Raw genomic sequence first — 20,003 nt, forward strand, 5'->3', positions numbered from 1 at the left:
AAGCCGCCACCGCAGCACTACAGCGTGCAATGGAACGAGACCGATCTCGATTATCTGCTGCGCCGTCTGGAAGAGGACGGCGCCTTTTATTGGTTCAGCCATGAACAGGGCCGTCACAGGCTGGTGGTGGCCGACCACCAGATCGGCTGGCAGGACCCGTCCGCCTCCGCCGAGGGCGAAACGAAGGTGCGGCTGGCGCAGGGTTCGTCGGATCGCAATCACATCAATGAGTGGATGCGAGATTACGCCTATGTCCCCGGCAAGCGGGCCGGTGCGGACTGGAACTTCGAGACCCCTTCCCTGGTACCGCAGAACGTGACGCCGTCCCTGGTGCAGATGCCGGGGGCGGAAAAGAGCGAGCTTTACGAATACCCGGCCCGCATTGCCGACCCGAAGGCGGCGGAGCGGGCGGAGAAGTTCCGCACCCAGGCGAGTGAGGCCGATCATGAGCGGGTCATGGGCCAGTCGACTGTGCGCTTCCTGGAGGCGGGCCGCAAGTTTACCCCCTACGAGGAGCCGCATCCGGAGCATCAATACGAGGAGTATGTCATCACCCGCATCCGCCATGAGGTGGTGGACCGGTCCTATGAGACAACCAGCAACGAGCCGGAATACCGCAATGGCTTCGAGGCGATCCCCTCGCGCGTGCCGCTGACGCCGCACCGGGAGACGAAGCGTCCGCGGCTGGAGGGGGCGCAGGTGGCCATCGTTGCCGGTCCGTCCGGCGAGGAGATCCACCCGGACAAATATGGCCGGATCAAGCTGTGGTTCCCGTGGGACCGGCGGGCACAGAAGGACGGTTCCGACACCTGCTGGGTACGGGTGGCGCAGAACTGGGCGGGCGGCCAGTGGGGCGGGCAGATCATTCCACGCATCGGCATGGAGGTGATGGTTGCCTATATCGACGGCGATCCCGACCGGCCGCTGGTGACCGGCGTCGTGCCAAACCCCAAGAACCCCGTGCCGTATTCCTTGCCCGAGAATAAGACCAAGAGCGTGTTCCGAACCAATACGCATAAGTCGAAAGATCCCAGCCAATTCAATGAACTGAGTTTCGAAGACGAAGCCGGCCAGGAACAGATCTACATTCATGCGCAGAAGGACATGAACATCGACATTCTTCACGATCGAAGCAAAACTGTTGGTCACGATCAGAGCGAAGATGTCGGTCACGACAAATCGATCAGAGTTGGCAACGATCACACGGAAACCATCGGGGTGAACAAGACCCTTAGCGTTGGCAAGACCTTCGCTCGGACCGTTGGAATGGTTTCGAGCGAGCAGGTCGGCATTCTCAAATCGACGTTTGTCGGTGGAGACCAACTCGTCGTGGTTGGGTCCAATAAGGAAGAAAGCATCGGCAAGGGGCTTAATTATTCAGCAGGTGAGACCATAGGCTTCGATGTGGGCCGAGTTTTCGAAATTAAAGCCGTTGACACTTTCCGCGTCACGGTTGGCGAGGCGCGCTTCGAAATGGACAAGAGCGGCACAATCGTCATCCATGCCCCGACTAGCACAATCGTCAAAGGTGGTGGAGCCCAACTGACGGTCGGCCCGGGCCCTATCCTGAGAAGCACGGAGATCGTTCCGGGCAAAGCGCCAGTTCCTCCTTCGCATTGCCTGCGAAAAATGGCTGCCCAACGTGTTCCTTTTATAAAGCTGGACAAAAATGGATAGTATCGCGACAGAGGCCTATGATCTCGATGAAGAGCCTGTCGAGTTGAGCTATGCTGCACAGGTTTTGCTGGAAGGCTACCGCAAGATGCCGAAGCCGGCCTTTGCAGTCATGGATGGTGCAGGTTTTTACGATCTCAAGGCAAAGCTTTCAGACGAGAACATCTACTGCCGGTCCCTGTTTCTGGACCATGCGGATGAGGCCATCGAGCGCGCCGGGGGCTGGCTGGTTCCTGTTGAAGATGACGCTGCGCTGATGAAGATGCTGCAACTGCCTGGCGCTGCAGAATCCATGGTTTTTTGGAGCTGCCCGCTGGGCGAACCCGCCTTGCATAGACATCTGCGCAGCTTGAACGTTGTTATCATTCCAAATGACGAGACGCCGCCGGAGCAGGCGAGCACTGGAGAGGGCGACACAGAAGCAGAATTCGCCAAAGAGCAGAGCGTAATGTTTCGCCATTACGACCCAGAGGTCGTCAACAGCCTTCTACCATTGATGACGGCAGCGCAATATGCCCGCTTCTTTGGGCCCGCGACCCAGTTCATGTGGTATTCGTCGCAGTACAACAATCGGCGACGAACCTCTCCACCCGACGATCTTCCCGTTGCGCCACACGGCCCCCTGCGATTCACAGCCGAGCAGATCGCCGAACTGGAAGAAAGCCGCGAGCACAACTCCGTTCAAATCATCATGCGTTTCCTACGCAAAGTCGACGCGAAACACGCGGACACGATGAGCGACGAGGAACTCCGACAATTCGTCTGCCACTATATGGATGATGGTCGTTCTTTAGGCATGCGCGGCGAGCGCGCCCTAGGTTATTGGGCTTACCTCAATCTTCATAGCGGCGGGTCGCTGAGCCGCGATCAAAGCTTTCGCGACTTCATGTTGCGGGACAAAAAATTCGGGTCCCCCGACGACAAGATGTACACGCTGATGCAGCGCTTGAGCGAGCAGGCGGATTAAGGATTGGAACAAAAAGGCAAGTTGAATGGCCGCTGATATTTTCGAGGATCGCTGGGGTAGTACAGTTCCCCTAACGCAAAGCGATGTGACGAAACGCTACTTTGATTGGGAGGAGCTATTTTCAAAAAGTGGCAATAGCCCTGCAATCGGGAAACAATCGCGTCTTCCGCAGGCCTCTGAGGCTAAATCAGCTACAAGTTCTGGCCAGCAGACTATGACAACAGCTGAAGCCAAACCATGCGCCACATGTGATAAAAATAAAAATTACAGCCTTGCCTTTTTGGTCAAAGATGCAAACGACAAAATTTGCACCGGAATGTATTATACGGTAAAATATGAGCACTCAGGCGAGTTATATCAAGGAATTATTGATGAAAATGGGCTCACGGAACGGTATTTCTCCGGTACAGGAGAGGAAAATATATATTTATACATCGGTCATCGCTCTAAGGAAGATGACTATCCAATAAGCCAGACTACTGAAGAGGAAAAATACGATGAGGCGCCTTTGGCCTTTTCAAAGGTCGAGTTGATATCTGAAAAGAAGATTTCAGATGCTAAGACGAAACGGCTATGGAAACCATGGACTTTCTCTACAGAAGCTGCCAAGCATACCATTGATAATTGGGAAAAAAGGAAACGTTATGTTTATGATGATCGCTTCCCGAATAAAAACTGGGATGGAACTCATGTGAACGGTGAAAGATTAACTATTGGTGCAGGCCATCTTATTACATCTAATAAAGAGGCTGAGGATTATCTGGAAAAATACCCCACAACCGGACCAGGGATGACTGATTCTGAGATAGATGATTTGTTTAAAAACGATGTCAAAACAAAAGCTAAAATAGATGACGCGAATGAAGATATTAATGTTCCCCTTTATCAAAATGAATTCGACGCAATTATAGATATAAGATTTAATGCTGGCTCTGGGTCAACAGACTTCGAGGGCGGCTTCTCAAATACCGATCCTCATAACAAGACAAATGGGAAGTCATTAAAAGATCTCCTAAACGCAGGTAGGTATACGCAAGCTGGGAATCGTATACTTACCGTTGCGAACTCTGCAAAAAAGAATGGCGTTTCCGAGTGGCACAAAGGTGTACAAAATAGACGAAACGATCAAAAATCTGTTTTTTTTGGAGAGTGAGCATGAAACTATTCACATTCCTTTTTGTTCTCCTAGCCTCAGCCAATGTATACGCTGCAGACTGCATTAAGGGTGGAGAATTGGCAAAAAAAATAATAGACAAGTCAATATCATTTTATCCGGGTAATAAAGGAATATTCTACAAGGAACCCACCTCGTCGGCGTGTTTCATTTCTAAAGATAATCAATATGTGGATGACGCAAAAAGCGTATCAGATTATAAAGAGGAAGTGAAAGTTGACGTCATAGAAGACATAAAGGCTTATAATGGGCTGTGGATTGATAACAACTCGTCCCAATCGAACCTTTTGATAAAATTTTCTAACGGCAATATATCATTAGAGGGCGGATCAGAATACACTAATTCAAGCGGATCCACGGATACTGGAGATTTCAGTGGATCATCGGAATTTTCGTTAAAAGACGGCATAATTAAAGTTAATTCAAAAAGTCAGGAGGGCTGCTATATTCAGCTACGTTTAGTTGGAGAGCTTCTTGTAGTTCTTGACAGTGGGGAAATATTGGGTAACTGCGGCGGATACGGCGCGAGTTTTTCCGGAATTTACAAGAAAAAAAATAAGACTTGAGTTAAAAATACGAGCTGAAGAAAATGGATGCTTCCGAGTTATATATCGAATTGAAGCAGTTTTGCGCCGTGGTAGCGCATACGCATTGAAAACAGGGGATACAGTTGCATATCGTTGCGACAGACCTCATAAAGCGGAACGTCTAAGGCGCCTGCGGCGAACTTCAGTAGATGGAGATTATCTAGAAAGCAGTTGCGCCCTCATGCTTTATTAACATTTTGAAGCACAAGAGGCGCCCAGTCATCTGGGCCGGTACGTAAAAAGTCATGACCTGTTCCAACCAAAACGAGCATCATGAACAGTAAACTTACTGTCAAAGAGAAAGCCGCAACGACATTACATTGCTCATCTGAAACATCCTCATTTGAACGAGTTTCAACCAATGGCAATGATTGTTCGAGAGCGCGTTTCCATGACGAAGCGATGTACGCCATCCATCGGCTGGATGTCGACAGGCATGGACAGAATGCCTGGATGGTGAACCTGTCTCGCGGCGGCAGGCCGATCCGGATGACCTTCAGCGACAGCACGTATGGCGGCAAGGATCAGGCACTGGAAGTGGCGCAGGTTTATCGGGATGCGGTTCTCAAGGTCGTTCCTCCCTTGACCCACAAGGACATGCGGATGCTGGTGCGCAAGAACCGGCCGGAAGGAAGTGCAATACCAGGTGTTTATTACAAAGAAGCGCGTGGGATCCGCAAATCCGGCAGCTGGATTGCGCGCATTGAAATACCTCTCGATGATCCGAAGCCGGTCATTCCAGGAAAGCGGCGCCGAAAGGCTCTGACGCGCACATTCAGCGTTGATAAATACGGCTATGAAGAAGCGCAGCGCATGGCGGAAGAAGAGCGTATTCGGATGGTACTGGCGGTCGAGAACGGTGAAGATCCAGCATTGCGGAGTCCGCAGGCCCTTACCCTGCATGAAAAGCTGAGGCATCGTCGGAGCGACAATTAGCTGGACCTGCGCTGACAGGAAGGCATGAGGGAGGCAGTTGAAGGAAAGGGAACCCATGACCCTGCCATTTCCTGCCCGCCCACTTCACGGCCGATATGAGGGTGCGGCCTCCGTGCCTTGCTCTTGAACTGATACGAACCCGTGACCCCGACGTCCTGTTGCTGTATCCGAATTTTCGTTTCTCCTCTTGCACTGAGCAACAGAGATGATGCTGCGAAGGGGCTATATGTCTTTTGGCCTTGATTGGCCGTCGCCGGACACGTTACGACCGCTTCCAGTCAGAAATTCGAGAAAAATACTCGGCTTCAATGACTTCAAGAGCGCCCCTACCGAAAAAGACCCGCAGCGGTGGATTATCGGCGTCCACCAGTTTGAGCAACGATAGCACCGAGTCCTGCGGATCGCCGGATGGCATCTTGCCGAACATCTGCAATATGCCTGCTCGAACGTGATCGTAGTCACTAATAGCTTCAGCCTTACGAGCCGAAGGACCCGACCAATCCGTAGCATATGGCATGGGCTCTACCAGCGTCACCTTGATGCTGAAGTCCATGACCTCGGCGGCTAGAGCCTGGCTCATTCCTTCGAGGGCCCACTTCGACGCGTTATAGATGCCGAAGAACGGAAATGCGGTGACGCCGCCGATCGACGAGACCTGAATGATGTGGCCGCTGCCTTGCGCTCTGAGATGTGGGAGCGCTGCTTGCGTGACCCAGAGCGCGCCGAAGAAATTCGTCTCGAATTGGTCGCGGGCCTCAGGTTCAGACACCTCTTCCACCATTCCGAAAAGACCGTAGCCGGCATTGTTGACGACAACGTCCAGACGCCCGAAATGAGCAACAGCAGCGTCAATCGCGCTTTTTGCGGACGCGCGATCAGTGACATCGAGTGCAAGTGGAAGAACCCGATCGCCGTATTGGTCGACAAGGGGTGTGAGCGTCTCGATGTTTCGCGCTGTGGCGGCCACCCGGTCACCACGCAACAGGGCAGCCTCAGCCCAGATGCGACCGAAACCGCGCGATGTGCCGGTAATGAACCAGACTTTTGATTTGGTAGACATGTTTGCCTCTCTGCCGCCCTCTTCTCTGAGGGCGATCAAGTTCGGGAGTGTCGGGAGGTGACTAAGGTCTGAGATGCCGCTCGAAAAATGCGTCGATCTTGTCGAAAGGGATCTTGTCGTCTTTGTCGTAGAGGTCCGTATGAATGGCATCCTGCACGATCAGCAGTTCCTTCGGCTCTGCCGCCGCCTTGTAAGCGTCCTCGCTGAAGTAGCGGGAATGCGCCTTCTCGCCCGCGATGAGCAGAACGGGACGCGGTGAGATCTTGGCTATACGGGTCAGGATCGGCATGTTCACGAAGGACAGCGGCATGGTGCCGGTGAAAGCTCCTTCAGAGTTCAGCGACCGTTTGTGGAAACCGCGTGGCGTCTTGTAGAAATCGAAGTACATCCTCACGATCGGATCAGTTACGCCATCAACGGTCTGAGGCAGGAAGCTCGGGCCCGGAGCCGGGGCGCCATTCTTCGCGTCCACCCAGCGCTGCTGACTGATGTGCTCCAGCATGCCTGTGCGCCCGGCGAGATCCATCTTGTCGTGATAGCTCTGCGCCATCAGGCGGGAGATATCGTACATGCTGAGGGCGACGACAGCCTTGATGCGCTTGTCGACCGCCGCAGCATTCAAGGCAAAGCCACCGCCACCGCAAATCCCGATCACGCCGATGCGGCTCTGATCCACATAGGGAAGCAGACCGATGTAATCGACGGCGGCGCTGACATCTTCCGTGTTGATTTCTGGTGAGGCGAGATTGCGCGGCTCGCCGCCGCTCTCGCCTGTATAGGAGCGGTCAAATGCGATGGTCACAAAGCCGCGCTCGGCCATGATTTGCGCATAACGACCGGAGACCTGTTCTTTCACCGAGCCGAACGGGCCGTCGACCACAAGAGCCGCCAGTCGTTGATCCCCGATCTCTTTCGGAAGATAAAGATCGGCCGCAAGCGTGATGCCATAGCGGTTCTTGAAGGTTACCTTCCGGTGATCGACCTTGTCGCTCCTGGGGAAAATCTTATCCCATTCCTGTGTCAACTCCAGGCTTGCCCCGGAGGGCATCGGTGCGGTTTGCGCCATAAGAGGCTGCGCGAGCAAGACGGCGGAAACGTAGCTGGCAACGATGCTGCAAGACAGCCTTGTGACGAGGCGTCCTGCGGCTGCAGCCAGAGATGTCCTGGGGTGTTGGCCTGCGCTTGAAGGTTCCTTGCGCCAAAGGCATGCAGTCATGACATTGCAAAGCATGTCGATCTCCAATCAAATAGATGCTTGAGGATTTTGGATGCAGCGATTACTTCCCGCCCCTGCGCAATCTGTGCTGGCCTGCCAGGGCTGAAACACTTGGGCGTCAACCCAAGGCCTGCAAAGCTGCCTTGTTGTTCGCGAGCCAGTCCGAGAACGACTGCGGTCCAACGCCTGTGATCCTGCGAAAATCGCCAGTCACTGTCCCGGCGAAGCCGTCGGCCGTGTTGACGTCGAATGACGCAAAGATCCGCGCAAAGTGTTCGGGCATGCCGGCCTTCGTCATTCCTTCCACGAGGGACTTCTCGGTGATGGAAATTGCCGTGATCTTCCTGTCCAGCGCACGACTGATGAGGTCCGCCTGCTCTGCCGTGGTCAAAGCCTCTTCACCGCTGAGCGTTAGGACCTGCTTTCCCTCGGTGTGCCCGGCCAAGACAGTTGCGGCAGCAAGGGCGAGATCGTCACGGGAGATGTTCGCCAGTTTGCCCTCTCCTGCGGCATGGAACCACTGGCCTGCGTTGTGCAGGATCCCGGGCAAGGTCATGTAGAGGTTCTCGAAGTACCAGTGCATGCGCAAGATGGTCCAGGCTGGGATGCCGCTCGCTTCGATTGCCGCTTCCGTCCTGGCGTGGTCTGGCGCCACAATGACGCTGGCTTTATCGGCATTCGGCATCGACGTGTAGATGACATGTCCAATGCCTGCCTCTTCTGCTACCCTAACGGCCGATAGCTGCTGTTCAAGACGTCGTCCCGGCCGATCCAGAGCGTCGGTGCTGATGAGCAGCATGCGGTCGATGCCGTCGAAAGCAGGCCCCAAGGATGCTTTGTCCTCGAAGTCGGCAAAGCGGACAGAGACGCCCTTGTTGGCGAAGGCGCTCAAGCCATCAGGTCGACGCGTCGCAGCGACAATGTTGACAGGGTCGACCTTGAGCGTAGCGATAAGGTGAAGGAGAACCAACTGGCCGAGATGGCCGGAGGCTCCGCTGACAAGCAGTTTTTGGGACATGAAGTTCTCCGAAATGCGCGCCGCCTTTTGAAGAGGGAGCGGTATTTTCGAACCACGCTTGATGCGTCCCTTCGCCAGCGAGGACGAGGGGACGCATCAATGCGACTGACTGTGTGAACTAGCCGCCGTGGGCGCCAACGAGAGCTGCAACCGCTTCCTCGACACCGATCCGGCCGACGCGCTTGATCGTTCCCTTGTCCTCGAACGACAGCCAGCCCTCATTGAAGCCATCAAGGCACTTCATCCACATTTCTGGATCCTTGATGCCCTGGTCTCGAAAGAGGCCTTCCCAAGCAGCATGCGGAATGGCTTGAACACCGACGTCACGGCCAAGCGCCTTGCCAAAGGCATTGGCGATGTCCTGCGGCGAGACTAGGCCCGGGCCATGCAATTCGACAATGCGGTGCCCCGTCCAGTCCTCCATCAGAAGCTCGCCCGCCGTCCGGCCGGCATCGGCAACTGAGACCATCGGCAACGCCCGATCGACAGGCTGCAGGAAGGAGTGGATGACGCCATCATTCTTCGCGCTGCCGACGTCCCATTCAGCATTTTCGATATACCAGGCGGGCCGCAGGAAGGTGATCGGCAGATCGACATCGGCCAGTTCTTCCTCGAGGATCGTCAGTTCGCTGATCGTATTGCGCTCTACAGCCTGGGCGCCAACGCTCGACAGGGCGACGATCTTGCCTGGACGCGCTGCCAGGATCGCTTTTTTATAAGCTGCAACAATCGCCCGTGCCTTTGGCAGATCCTCCGGCTGGTCAAGGCTCGGCGGAACGACCAGAAACACGCCTTCACATCCCGAAAACGCCTTGGTCAGCGCTTCGTGGTCTTCCATCGTCGCCAGAGAAATCTCGCACCCTCGATCGGCAAAGGCCTGCGCCTTGCCGACATCGCGCGCCACCACGCGCAGCGATTTACCAGCACCAAGAAGGGTTCTTGCGGCATTGCCGCCAACGCGGCCCGTAGCCGCAGTTACTGCAAACATCTGATTTTCCTCATGTGAACCTGTTGTTCCTGAGGTCTTTTCTCATATTTGCATTAGGGATTTTATCGCTATAATGTCCGGATAATATTGACTCAGAATCCGGAATTAACATGGCCTATGACAGCCGACTCCTGACTGGTGTCACCGTGCTGATGGCGGTGGTCGAAGCCGGAACCATGGCGAGAGCCGCAGAGGCTTTGGGTATGACAGCCTCGGGTGTCGGAAGGGCCATCGCTCGCCTTGAAACAAGGATAGGCATTCGCCTTCTGGAGCGAACAACCCGCTCCCTGCGGCTCACCGATGAGGGGCGCAAGTTCTATGAACAGGTAGGGCCACACCTCGATGGCATCGAAGATGCTGCGTTGGAAGCGTCCGGGTCGGCTGGTGTCGTCAAAGGACGCTTGCGGGTCAATGTCGCGCCCATCGTCTCCCAGACCATCCTGTCTGATCGCATGGGGGCGTTTCTGGCCGACTATCCGGAACTGCGTGTGGAAATGATCATGCGGGACGCCGTCGGGGACCTGGTTGCAGATGGTTTTGACATGGCACTTCGTTTCGGCGATCCACCGGAAAACCTGATTGCACGGCGTCTTGCAGATATGCGCGTGATCACGGCGGCATCTCCCACGTATATCGCAAGGCGAGGTCGGCCCTCACACCCCAGCGAATTGATCGACCATGAAACCATAGATTTCTGGGATCCTGTGAAGGGACGCGCCTATGACTGGGAGTTCCATCGGGATGGCGAGACTTTGCCAGTTAAGACGCGTGCCAGACTGATGACTTCAGATGCAGCCACTATGCTGGCATCTTGTCTCGCCGGCGTCGGGATTTGTCAGATTCCTCCTATCGGAGCGCACCACCTCTTCGCACGGGGCGACCTTATAGACCTGTTCCCCGATTGGCCGGGGGAGCGCTTTCCGCTCTATGCGCTCTATCCACCGCGCCAGAAGCATTCCGCAAAAGTACGAGCTTTCGTGACATTCGTGGAAGGGCTCATCACGGAAGAGGGCATAAAGGCTGGCGGCTCTCGCGCCTAACTAACCTCCCGGCGTGACGCGTTAGAGGGGCAAAGAGACATTGCACCGCGAGAAACGCATACCGATTCCCAGCAACATAAAGCTCTTGAAGGGAGATGAACCAACGACCCGCCATTCCGCGAAGTCAAATGCCTGAAAATATTCTATAATCCTCATCACGGGCAGCCTCCGTGTCGAATTGGGAACATAACCTCGCCCGCGCTTACTTTTGCCCATCAACTGGGTCACGCTCCAGCAAGGCTCGTCTTTTCGGCCTGCTCAAGAAATTCCATATCTACCCACTGGCGAAATTCGCGCCAGTTGTCTCCGAAGTGATGTTGCCCATGTGTGTTCCGGCGTGGCATTTGACCCCATCATGGGCGCCGAAGGCTGACCCCCGCCACGCCGAAGAAACGGCAAATTGATCAGCGTGTTGATCTGTACAAACCAGGGTCAGTCTTAGGCGCCGAAAGGGGTCAAACTTCCATGCTTAATCACATACGCGCAACAAAACGTGACAAAAGGCTACGCCACTTCACAATTCCCTGAAGCCACTCTGCCACAGCGTTCACAGGACATGCTCAAATGCCGCTTACAACGGGCACCAGAATATTGCTTTTCCTCGCGACCACAGCAAATGAGCAAATTGCCTCAGTGCTGTCGCATGCGGGATATCAACCAGTCTCGGTCTCGACCGTTCCCGAAGCATTTGATGCTCTCCGGCAGGGAGATTTCGCGTTCGCCATTACGACCCGCCCGGACATCGACTTGCTCCGGAATATCCGGGCAATTCCGGTCATTAATATCGAGGTGTTCTTTCACGTCATCCCGGCGACAGGCTTGTCACAGGCAAGAAGCAGAAAGTTCGATAGAAGTGCGTTTCTTGAGCGCGTGGCGTTTCTCGCTCGCACAGCGGTGACAACGACCGATGAAGGTCCGCCCCCCCTGCCAACAACAGGATATTGCAGACACGATTGTTTCGAACATCCGAAACGTCATCATGGCTGCAATCGCTCTGTTTGGCAGACGCGGGAAGGTTGACGATGTTCACCTCAGATAGCGTCCGATGGATGCTGTTGAGGGCCAGAGCGATGCGCCAAGGGTATCCCCCACCGGCTCAAGACAGGGTAATGGACGCGCGGCCAAAAATCCGTTCTGCTCACAGATTGCTTGATGCAATCGCCTTAATTCAAATTGCCGCCCCCAGGCGAGAACTTGCTTTTCTCGGAGGCTGTCTCTTGATGTTCTGGCTGATGAACGCTGCCGCCGTTTGCGGCTATCTGATCCTCACCTTTTTCATTCTTGTCGCTGTCGCAAGGCTGATTAGGCGAACGTGCACGGCTCTGGTCGACAATCTGCCAAGGCGATCCCCCACCCGGAAACGCATTCTGGCGTGTGTGTCGACCGCATTGTTTTCGCTTCTCCTGATCCGGGCCTGCTATATTGCCACCGTCGTCGTGGATACGCAGTTCGCACGATTTCACTGAAACAGGAACCTAAAGTCCTAAAAGGGTCGACCTCATAGGCTATTTTCGCAATATATCGTAATATTTCCTCACGCACTGTCATTAGGCAAGTCGCTACGTTGGCTGGCCCAAAGCATTCACGAGTGGCTGCGCGATCCATGGAAGCGTCGGACCAGTAATGGACAAGAGTTGAACGAGATGGTAGCCGCTGTGCTTGCTAAAACAACAACCCTCAAGCTTGCGTCATCCGCACGCATCCTGGTGGTGGAAGACGACGGTGACATCGCTGCTATGCTCACCGATCTTCTGAGGGCTCACGGTTTCGAGGCTTCCTCTGCTCCCAATGGCAGGGAGATGGATCGACTGTTGTTGAGGCATAGTTTCGACCTTATCCTGCTTGACGGCATGTTGCCCGGAGAAGATGGCTTCAGCATTTGCCGAAGACTGCGTGGCTCGGGCCAGATTCCAATCCTGATGCTGACCGCATTGCAGGAGGATATCGACAAGGTCTTGGGTTTGGAACTCGGCGCGGATGATTATGTGACAAAGCCCTTCAATTCACGGGAGTTGATCGCCCGAATCAAGAATATCCTACGCAGATCTACCAGTCCCGAGGAAACAGACGTCAATCTCCTGCCCATGACCTTTTCGGGATGGAAGATCGACCCCAGGAGCCGTGAACTTTACGATGCGGATGGTGCGCAGGTATCCATGACGACGGCAGAGTTTGATCTGTTGTGGGCGTTTTGCTGCCATCCCAACAAAGTGCTGACGCGTGAACAGCTTCTTGCGATGACGCATGCAGGTTCGGCCGGCCCAATCGAGCGTAGCATCGATGCGCATATCAGCCGTATCCGGCAAAAAATCGAACCTAACCTCAAGGAACCGACCTTCATCAAAACGGTCCGTCTGGGCGGGTATTTATTTGCGTCGAAAGTAGAACCCGTCGGATGAAAGAGCTTCGCGGTGCATCCATCCGGACGCAGCTTCTTTTTCTGGCAATCTTGTTTGTCATCTTGGTTTCCGCCGTCGCGGCAACAACTGAGCCCTTCATCTACGGGCGCCACGACAAAGGAATCGAGATCGGACTGTTTGCAGGCCGAACCGAAGCCATCCTTACGCAATTTGCGGGGGCTCATAGCCCTCTCGAGGAGGATGCCGTTATCAGGTTCGCAGGGCGTCTGGATATTTCCGTGGAACGGGCTGCCCCGGAGGACGCCTCAGTCGCATTCGTCGCGGGCATGTCAAATCCGCAAATCTTGAAGCAGGTTCGGGAGCTGATCGACGACAGCGTTGCGACCGCCGTGGTTCGGGCCTTCGGTTTGCGAGGAAGCGAGACCACATTGATCGTCAATCTGGGGGACGGCAGAGCACTTGCGTTTTCGACACCACGTTTTCCCGCCAGCATATGGCTCTGGCCAGCGTTTGCGAGCGGTCTTCTGAAGATCGTCATACCGCTCATTCTTCTTGCCTATATCGGCAGCTGGCTGATTACGGGCCCGCTGGTTCGCTTTGCATCGGCGGCGCGGCGCGTCAGCATGGACGATCATTCCGACGTACTGTTCAAGGCAGAAGGAGCCTCCGAGATCACCAGCCTGGCAGCATCTCTTAATGTGATGCAAACCCGCATACAGACGATGTTGCGCGAGCGAACCAGGATCCTGCGGGCGATTAGCCACGATCTGCGAACGCCGCTCACGAGGCTTCGTATGCGCATCGAGAGGTCCAACGAGCCGGAACTCCGGGAGCGTATGCTTGCCGACATTGGCGCTCTATCCTCCCTGATTGATGCCAGCCTGGAATTCCTGGACAATCAATATGAACCTCATCGCAAAATTGATATCTCCAGCCTTCTGCAGACCATCGCGGATGATTTTGCCGATACGGGAGTAGACGTTCGATTTATTGGGCCGAGGCGTCTCGTCTACCAATGCATGCCGCAAGGATTGACGCGTGCCATTTCCAATTTGGTCGACAACGCCTCCCGCTATGCCAATCACATCGAAATCGTGCTGGAAGATAACAACGACAGCGTGGCCATTCGGGTCCGCGATGATGGCCCAGGCCTCAGCGACGAACTGAAGGCAAAGGTTCTCCAGCCATTTTTCAAAGCGGATGAAAGCAGGCCGGCAAATCTCAGAAGCGGCGGTTTTGGGCTGGGCCTCTCGATCGCCCAAGGCATCATCGTGACTGGGCATAAGGGCAGCTTCAAATTGCTCGACCGCCATCCGCATGGCCTGGTCGCCGAGATCATCCTGCCGAAAAGCGAAGCAGGTTTGGCTTCTTCTTGAAGATGACGGATATATGCCCCTGGAATTGCGATGGCTGCAGCTAACCAAGCGCACGCAATTGACCCTTGGTTGGATCTTCCACATAACCTGATCGTATGCAGTAGGTTGGCGAAGCAGGTACCACTCTTGAAAGTCGACAGAAAATCTACCGACAATGAACCGGCGTCTGATTCTGAATATTTTCAGACCCAAGTGTGAACTCAGCCGCTCTGATATCGCAAACACTATAGGTCCGAGGCTAGCTGCAGCGACCTCCGCCGTAATGGCTTTGCTTTCAGAGGAATTCGAGTTGAAGGTGAGACCGCGCGAGTGGTGGTGGACGAAGGCCTGTCTCTCTTGATAACTATTCCGGTCAACTTGCCATCGGGATAAGGATGAATAACGGCTCGCTCGATTGCGTTCTCACCGACCTTGTCGGCGCCAGTCATTTCGTCATTGACCATGAGATGCGTCAGCAACATTTCTGAACAAATTCCAAGACACAGCAATCCTCCGACACGCTAGTAATCAAAGCCACAGTGGCAAACACTAACGTCGTGGCTAGAATCATGAAACTAAAGACCTTTTTACGCACGGGTCTTCCCATATGCCTTGGAGTAACTGCACTTGCAGGATGTACTACCGCCGATCCAAAGGTCTATGCCGGTCTTGCGTCTGCGCCGCATCTGAAGTCGGACACGAGTGATGAGAGCGGACGTATTCCTTATCGCTACAAGCGTGACGTTGATTTCAGGAAATACGACAAGGTCATCATCGATCCAGTCACGATCTATCGCGGAGCGGACCATCAATTCGTTAAGCTCAGTGAGGACGACAAGACTGATCTGGCTGATTATATGCAGACTAAGTTTCAGCAGGCTCTGCAAACCAGGTTTTCGCGAGTGACCTCGCCCATACCGGGCACTTTGCGCATTCACCTAACGCTTACCGGCGCAAAAGCAACTACAGCGCTTCTTGGCCCGGCCTCGCATCTGGATCTCGGTGGGGGGGCCTATAACACGGTCCAATCTGTGCGAGGCAGGGAGGGATCGATGACAGGTTCGGTCATCTACGCTGTTGATATCTATGACTCAATGACCAATAGCCTTCTCGCAGCCTATGTGACGAAGCAATTTCCAAATGCCATGAATGTGGGGGCGACGTTCGGCGCTCTGAAAGCCGCGCATGTGGCAATCGACAAGGGAGCAGACGCGCTTATGGATGAGTTGTGCTCCTGAGGCGGCATCAACATTTCATAACAATTCTGAATACACAGCAACGGCGCCCAAGCGCAGCATCGAACCGGTCTGGTTGGGAACATCAAGGATGTGACTTGTCTCGTCCGAAACGCTCGACGATGAAAGGAAAACAAGATGAAGCATAAGTTCGCCTTATTCGGGACCGCCCTCTCGTTCAGCCTGTGTCTCGCCAACGTCGCCATGTCCCAGGTCGTCATCTACAATGATGAAAACCCGGAACCCTACTCTGTTGATGGCCGCACGGAATCGCGGTTTCTCGACCGCTGGAACCGACATCATGATGCAAAGCAGCATTGGTCTGGAGCCCCTGCAAGCTATGGACCAGATGATGTGATCAACCTGCTTGAGGATCGGGGCTATCGCGTCAGAAGCGTTCAGGATGTGGGACCACGCTTTCTGGTCAGAGCGACCCGCGATGGTGATAACTTGCTCGTCAGTGTTTCTCGCTCCGGAGACATTATGGGCGTTGTCCACGATCGCTAGTTTAGACCGAGGCGCTCATCGTGCCGGTGACTTGCGAGCGCTCTCTGTGCCGCATCGTCCCGGATAACAATGTGGTGGCAGCGGCAGTTCATCAGAACGGGCATGAAAGATGATTCATTATGAAGGGGGAGAGATCATCCCTCCCCAACGCACAACGGACCGCACAATCAAAGCACCGAAGAGAGTTTGCCAACACCGATATGATCTCGAGCTACGTGTATCAAAGTTTTCGTATGCACCGTGGATGGGCCTGGTCAGCCTGAGTGTCGCCTGCATTATCGGGGCAGTCTTTATGACAAACATTTCGGGCGGAAGTATTAGTCAACAGGCTGAACAGGCCCAGACAGTCTCAATCCCAACTGTCAGCCGACAGCCGGAAGTTCCCGCGCAACCGCTCGTTCTTCAGCCTGAAAAGCCGACGCCGTCAGATCCAGTGGAGACTGCAGAATCGCCAATCGAGAAGGCGATTACAGTCATCCCGATGAAACGACCGACGCTTCTCCCGATCACACAAACCGGATCCGGCAAAGCCGGCCAAAGGCCGAGTGTCAGCGTATCTACGGCCATTCCAGCTCCCAATCCGTGTGGCGAAACATGTAGGCGGTATACAGATCCAGCCGTGGAAGCTAACCTGGGAGGCAGCGGTCCGCCTCCGTCGCACCCGCGCTCAGAACTCGCCGCAGTTCCGCACCCCACGAAATCCATCGACCGGTCTGCGGTCGGTATCAGCGTCACTCTGCTTCGGCAGATCGAGGCATTGCCCTTTTCAACGGTTGAGATCGGGCACGATTTGTTCCTTAAACCCCGTGCTATATCTGACTGAAACCATCAGCGCGCATTTTTACCGGATGAGAGGTGCTAGTTCATGAAGACCCAGCTCTGGCAACCGGAATTGCTATTGATCAAATCCTACACAATCTTCAGCCTCATCGCTGCAGGCGTTTTCCTGACTGGATGCGTCAGCGAAGAGCATGATTATTACAGATCATCTCGATATAGGGCAGTCTATTACGATACTCGGGAAGCGTGGTTGAGGCGTACCGCTCGGGGTGAGGAAATGGAGCGGCGACGCGAAGCAGCATACCGGGAAGAGGAAGACCATGATAGGTTTTGCAGATCAGCTCCCTCGTCGGTATTCTGCCGATGAGATAACTTCCCTTCTAATTAAAGAAGAGTACTCGCTGAGTTCGCAGTGTACACGCAACAAAACATAATCTGAAAAGACACGCGGTAACATGTTGGCGTTCCATAGTGAGGCGCATGAGCAGGTTGAACCGGCCATCGGTCCACCGCTCTGTGAACCTAACAAAGGACGTTGATATGAAGTTCAGATCTCTTGCACTGGCCGCGCTTACATTTGTTGCAGCGGGTCCTGTTTTTGCGGCGGATCCTGTCTACGAACCCGTCGCTCCCTCTGCAATTTCGGGCGGACAGAAGAGCTACTCGGCTTACGACTGGTCCGGGTTTTATCTCGGCGTGCAGGGCGGATATAACTGGAACCAGATTAAGGCTTTCGGTTCCAAAACCGATCGTGACGGAGGTTCGGTCGGGGCTCATGCAGGGTACAATTTTCAGAGCGGCAGCATCGTTTACGGCATTGAAAACGACTTCAACTACAGCTTTGACGATAAAGGTAATGCTAAGTCCGAGTGGGACGCGTCCGGGCGCGCGCGTGTGGGTTACACCATGGACCGTACACTGATCTTTGCAACAGCGGGCCTCGCCGCTGCCGGCGCCAAGGCTGATGTTCCGGCTTCGGGCAAGAAGGACGAGATCCTGATCGGCTGGACGGCAGGTGCAGGCATCGAGCATGCCCTCACCGATCACATTCTGATCCGAGGAGAATATCGATATTCCGACTTCGGCAAGAAAGACTTTGGTGGCAGCGTCGGTGATTTCAGCGCGACGCAACACAAGGTGGTCGTAGGTGCTAGCTATAAATTCTGATCCCGCGAATTACGATCGAGAGTGTGCTGGAGCGATCACAGCGAAGGGGCGAATGTTCATCAGTCACACTCATTGACTACAGAGGGCGGAGCCGGTTCTGTGAAGCGGCCCCGCATTCTACATCCAGCGACTGTCGTGTTATGCCCGGTTCAAAACTTCCTGGAGTCTCCCCCAGTGTTCGTGACAATGATACGCGATTACACTTGTGGGACTAAACACCTAGTTGGTCAGATTCATGGAGGATGGACCGTGAACATGCTGGACACAGCCATGGCGCTCGCCGCGCAAACCACCCTTATTGCGTAGGAGGCCTGCGTCACCCATGAGACATCGGCAAAGCGTGGCGTCGCCCTAACCGATTTTGAGGCGCGATAGCTTCTGCAGTGCGAATTTTACACGTCAATCGACAAAGCGATTTCCCGCCAGATCGAGATGGCGTGAGCGCGAAGCTGGCGATGGTCTGCGACGGTCAAATATTTTCGGTGAAGAAGAAAGAGATTGGCGATTTCGCCATGGGTTGAGACGAAACACTGACATTGTCGCTCGGACTTGAAGCGCATCATTCGCCTTTCGCGTCGTCGCACAGCAAGATGAGAATTCTCGGCTCGATTGTTCAATCCCTTGTGCGAGCGGTGCTCGACGCCCGGCATCAATTCCGACTTTGCGGCCGAATAGGAACGCAGCTTGTCGGTCACCATCACACGCGGGGCGGTACCCTGGTTCGTGAGCAGCTTGCGCATGAGACGCAGGGCGGCTGCCTTGTTCCTTCGGCTTTGTAGCAGGGCGTCAAGGACGTAACCGTTGGCATCGACAGCGCGCCACAGCCAGTATTTCTTCCCCTTGATCGTCACCACCATCTCATCGAGGTGCCATTTGTCGGAAAAATGGCCTCGTGAGCGGCTTCGGAGCTGATCAGCAAATTTCACGCCGAACTTCGCCGCCCATTCCGAGACAGTCTGGAACGAGACGTTAATGCCTCTCTCCGCCAACACATCTTCAACGTCGCGTAGGCTGAGCGGAAATCGGTAGTAGAGCCACACAGCATGGGCGATGATCTCGGCGGGAAAGCGGTGTCGTCTGAAGTGGGCGAGCGGGGGTTCAGTCATGCAAGCCCGGTATCAACTCAATTCAAACGCGCGGTTAAGGCGACGCCACCGGGTCAGTAGCAGTATTAATTATTCTGGTGACGAACGTTACTAACAACATTTTGAAATCTATATCGCTCCCCACGCCCGAAACCTCCCCCTCCCCGTCATCTCCCTCAAGCCGAGTTCCAAAACGATCCGCCGCGCCGCCTGCGGCGTGACGTCGAGCGTTTTCGCCACCGTCCCGGCCGACACCAGTGGCTTTGCCATGATGAGTTCGACCAGCTCCGGAAGTTTGGAAGACGTTCGCCGCCCCTCCAACTTCTGCTCGAACATTTTTCGCGCGAGCGTCAGCCGATCATGCTCTTTCAGGCCAATCTCGGCGGCCGCCAAAAGTTCGTGGGCGATAGCAAGTAACCGGGTTTCGCGATCGCGATGCCCCGGCGATCGACCGGAATGGTTTTCAGGCCGAGATTGATGGCGGCGAGATGGGCACCTGACGTGATGCCAGCCTGGCGCAGGATAGAGGCGCAAAACAGGCGGCCGAGCCAGGGCGCGTGTTGAAGCACGGACAACTCGTTCCAGGCATCGAGCGCGACGATGGCCTGCAGCACCGCCGGCAGGTGTTCGGCCTGGCGGAGCACGCCGCGCCATTCGTTGAGCCGGGCATCCTCGTCCCAGTCGAGGTCATAGATCAAAGGATCTTTTTCCGCCCCGCCGGCACGGCCAGGCCGGGTTGCGTTCCCGATCGCAGCCTCCGATCGAGCGAGCAGCTCATCGATGGCGGCATAGTCGACGCCCGGCAGAATTTCCGCGTCATCATGATCGTCCCCCTCGCCTTCAGGAGTTTTACC

Annotated in this window: 19 protein-coding genes and 1 pseudogene; 13 read left to right on the top strand and 7 right to left on the bottom strand. The window is 54.9% G+C overall.

All coding sequences use genetic code 11. The features are described 5' to 3' along the window. The 5 genes from tssI to QO005_RS22845 all read left to right on the top strand — a co-directional run. On the top strand, positions 1-1,677 hold a 1,677-nt coding region (gene tssI / locus QO005_RS22825; RefSeq protein ID WP_307160332.1), incomplete at its 5' end, for a type VI secretion system tip protein TssI/VgrG. After that, on the top strand, positions 1,670-2,641 hold the full coding sequence (locus QO005_RS22830; RefSeq protein WP_307160333.1) for a DUF4123 domain-containing protein: 972 nt from the start codon (positions 1,670-1,672) through the stop codon (positions 2,639-2,641). The genes tssI and QO005_RS22830, both read left to right, overlap by 8 nt. Before the next feature lie 25 nt (positions 2,642-2,666). After that, the gene (locus QO005_RS22835; protein WP_307160334.1) at positions 2,667-3,794 is read left to right on the top strand and encodes a glycoside hydrolase family protein; all 1,128 of its coding nucleotides are present in this window, start codon (positions 2,667-2,669) and stop codon (positions 3,792-3,794) included. A gap of 2 nt (positions 3,795-3,796) precedes the next feature. Continuing rightward, positions 3,797-4,381: a hypothetical protein gene (locus tag QO005_RS22840; RefSeq protein ID WP_307160335.1), complete on the top strand. Its 585-nt coding sequence runs from the start codon at positions 3,797-3,799 to the stop codon at positions 4,379-4,381. 294 nt (positions 4,382-4,675) lie between these two features. Beyond that, complete coding sequence (locus QO005_RS22845; protein ID WP_307160336.1) at positions 4,676-5,338, top strand: AP2/ERF family transcription factor; 663 nt, start codon at positions 4,676-4,678, stop codon at positions 5,336-5,338. Between the two features lie 262 nt (positions 5,339-5,600). Here QO005_RS22845 and QO005_RS22850 read toward each other — a convergent pair whose 3' ends face one another. The 4 genes from QO005_RS22850 to QO005_RS22865 form a co-directional block, all read right to left on the bottom strand. Further along, a complete protein-coding gene (locus QO005_RS22850; protein WP_307160337.1) occupies positions 5,601-6,398 on the bottom strand; it encodes an SDR family oxidoreductase in 798 nt (265 codons plus the stop codon). A gap of 61 nt (positions 6,399-6,459) precedes the next feature. Beyond that, on the bottom strand, positions 6,460-7,629 hold the full coding sequence (locus QO005_RS22855; protein ID WP_307160338.1) for an alpha/beta hydrolase: 1,170 nt from the start codon (positions 7,627-7,629) through the stop codon (positions 6,460-6,462). A gap of 103 nt (positions 7,630-7,732) precedes the next feature. After that, complete coding sequence (locus tag QO005_RS22860; RefSeq protein ID WP_307160339.1) at positions 7,733-8,632, bottom strand: SDR family oxidoreductase; 900 nt, start codon at positions 8,630-8,632, stop codon at positions 7,733-7,735. Positions 8,633-8,750: 118 nt separating this feature from the next. Next, on the bottom strand, positions 8,751-9,620 hold the full coding sequence (locus QO005_RS22865; RefSeq protein ID WP_307160340.1) for an NmrA family NAD(P)-binding protein: 870 nt from the start codon (positions 9,618-9,620) through the stop codon (positions 8,751-8,753). Between the two features lie 110 nt (positions 9,621-9,730). Here QO005_RS22865 and QO005_RS22870 point away from each other — a divergent pair, with 110 nt between their 5' ends. From QO005_RS22870 to QO005_RS22900, 7 genes are all read left to right on the top strand, one after another. Next, positions 9,731-10,660, top strand: coding sequence for a LysR family transcriptional regulator (locus tag QO005_RS22870; RefSeq protein ID WP_307160341.1), 930 nt, complete (start codon positions 9,731-9,733; stop codon positions 10,658-10,660). 564 nt (positions 10,661-11,224) lie between these two features. Continuing rightward, complete coding sequence (locus QO005_RS22875; protein WP_307160342.1) at positions 11,225-11,680, top strand: hypothetical protein; 456 nt, start codon at positions 11,225-11,227, stop codon at positions 11,678-11,680. Between the two features lie 89 nt (positions 11,681-11,769). Next, positions 11,770-12,126 (top strand): hypothetical protein, encoded by a 357-nt coding sequence (locus QO005_RS22880; protein WP_307160343.1) that lies wholly within the window; start codon positions 11,770-11,772, stop codon positions 12,124-12,126. 177 nt (positions 12,127-12,303) lie between these two features. Next, positions 12,304-13,059, top strand: coding sequence for a response regulator (locus QO005_RS22885; RefSeq protein WP_307160360.1), 756 nt, complete (start codon positions 12,304-12,306; stop codon positions 13,057-13,059). After that, entirely contained in the window at positions 13,056-14,396 is a 1,341-nt protein-coding gene (locus QO005_RS22890) for an ATP-binding protein (RefSeq protein ID WP_307160344.1), read from the top strand. The genes QO005_RS22885 and QO005_RS22890 overlap by 4 nt, the downstream gene beginning before the upstream one ends. Before the next feature lie 548 nt (positions 14,397-14,944). Continuing rightward, on the top strand, positions 14,945-15,613 hold the full coding sequence (locus QO005_RS22895; RefSeq protein WP_307160345.1) for a DUF3313 domain-containing protein: 669 nt from the start codon (positions 14,945-14,947) through the stop codon (positions 15,611-15,613). A gap of 135 nt (positions 15,614-15,748) precedes the next feature. Continuing rightward, on the top strand, positions 15,749-16,117 hold the full coding sequence (locus QO005_RS22900; RefSeq protein ID WP_307160346.1) for a hypothetical protein: 369 nt from the start codon (positions 15,749-15,751) through the stop codon (positions 16,115-16,117). Positions 16,118-16,519: 402 nt separating this feature from the next. On the opposite strand, the gene QO005_RS22905 is transcribed toward QO005_RS22900, so the two are convergent. After that, positions 16,520-16,684 (bottom strand): hypothetical protein, encoded by a 165-nt coding sequence (locus QO005_RS22905; protein WP_307160347.1) that lies wholly within the window; start codon positions 16,682-16,684, stop codon positions 16,520-16,522. Between the two features lie 753 nt (positions 16,685-17,437). Here QO005_RS22905 and QO005_RS22910 point away from each other — a divergent pair. Next, complete coding sequence (locus QO005_RS22910) at positions 17,438-18,064, top strand: outer membrane protein (RefSeq protein WP_307160348.1); 627 nt, start codon at positions 17,438-17,440, stop codon at positions 18,062-18,064. 392 nt (positions 18,065-18,456) lie between these two features. Here QO005_RS22910 and QO005_RS22915 read toward each other — a convergent pair whose 3' ends face one another. Next, positions 18,457-19,170 (bottom strand): IS6 family transposase, encoded by a 714-nt coding sequence (locus QO005_RS22915; protein ID WP_307160349.1) that lies wholly within the window; start codon positions 19,168-19,170, stop codon positions 18,457-18,459. A gap of 108 nt (positions 19,171-19,278) precedes the next feature. Continuing rightward, positions 19,279-19,994: pseudogene (locus QO005_RS22920) on the bottom strand (RHE_PE00001 family protein); the annotation flags it as partial. Between the last annotated feature and the right edge of the window lie 9 nt (positions 19,995-20,003).

The sequence above is a fragment of the Allorhizobium paknamense genome (genome assembly GCF_030815125.1).
Taxonomy (GTDB): domain Bacteria; phylum Pseudomonadota; class Alphaproteobacteria; order Rhizobiales; family Rhizobiaceae; genus Allorhizobium; species Allorhizobium paknamense.

Coding starts and splice junctions, on each gene's coding strand:
- QO005_RS22900 (WP_307160346.1), top strand. CDS start 15,749: ATGAAGCATAAGTTCGCCTTATTCGGGACCGCCCTCTCGTTCAGCCTG.
- QO005_RS22845 (WP_307160336.1), top strand. CDS start 4,676: ATGAACAGTAAACTTACTGTCAAAGAGAAAGCCGCAACGACATTACAT.
- QO005_RS22850 (WP_307160337.1), bottom strand. CDS start 6,398: ATGTCTACCAAATCAAAAGTCTGGTTCATTACCGGCACATCGCGCGGT.
- QO005_RS22910 (WP_307160348.1), top strand. CDS start 17,438: ATGAAGTTCAGATCTCTTGCACTGGCCGCGCTTACATTTGTTGCAGCG.
- QO005_RS22885 (WP_307160360.1), top strand. CDS start 12,304: ATGGTAGCCGCTGTGCTTGCTAAAACAACAACCCTCAAGCTTGCGTCA.
- QO005_RS22860 (WP_307160339.1), bottom strand. CDS start 8,632: ATGTCCCAAAAACTGCTTGTCAGCGGAGCCTCCGGCCATCTCGGCCAG.
- QO005_RS22855 (WP_307160338.1), bottom strand. CDS start 7,629: ATGCTTTGCAATGTCATGACTGCATGCCTTTGGCGCAAGGAACCTTCA.
- QO005_RS22835 (WP_307160334.1), top strand. CDS start 2,667: ATGGCCGCTGATATTTTCGAGGATCGCTGGGGTAGTACAGTTCCCCTA.
- QO005_RS22905 (WP_307160347.1), bottom strand. CDS start 16,684: ATGGCCGTAGATACGCTGACACTCGGCCTTTGGCCGGCTTTGCCGGAT.
- QO005_RS22830 (WP_307160333.1), top strand. CDS start 1,670: ATGGATAGTATCGCGACAGAGGCCTATGATCTCGATGAAGAGCCTGTC.
- QO005_RS22870 (WP_307160341.1), top strand. CDS start 9,731: ATGGCCTATGACAGCCGACTCCTGACTGGTGTCACCGTGCTGATGGCG.
- QO005_RS22890 (WP_307160344.1), top strand. CDS start 13,056: ATGAAAGAGCTTCGCGGTGCATCCATCCGGACGCAGCTTCTTTTTCTG.
- QO005_RS22895 (WP_307160345.1), top strand. CDS start 14,945: ATGAAACTAAAGACCTTTTTACGCACGGGTCTTCCCATATGCCTTGGA.
- QO005_RS22880 (WP_307160343.1), top strand. CDS start 11,770: ATGGACGCGCGGCCAAAAATCCGTTCTGCTCACAGATTGCTTGATGCA.
- QO005_RS22915 (WP_307160349.1), bottom strand. CDS start 19,170: ATGACTGAACCCCCGCTCGCCCACTTCAGACGACACCGCTTTCCCGCC.
- QO005_RS22840 (WP_307160335.1), top strand. CDS start 3,797: ATGAAACTATTCACATTCCTTTTTGTTCTCCTAGCCTCAGCCAATGTA.
- QO005_RS22875 (WP_307160342.1), top strand. CDS start 11,225: ATGCCGCTTACAACGGGCACCAGAATATTGCTTTTCCTCGCGACCACA.
- QO005_RS22865 (WP_307160340.1), bottom strand. CDS start 9,620: ATGTTTGCAGTAACTGCGGCTACGGGCCGCGTTGGCGGCAATGCCGCA.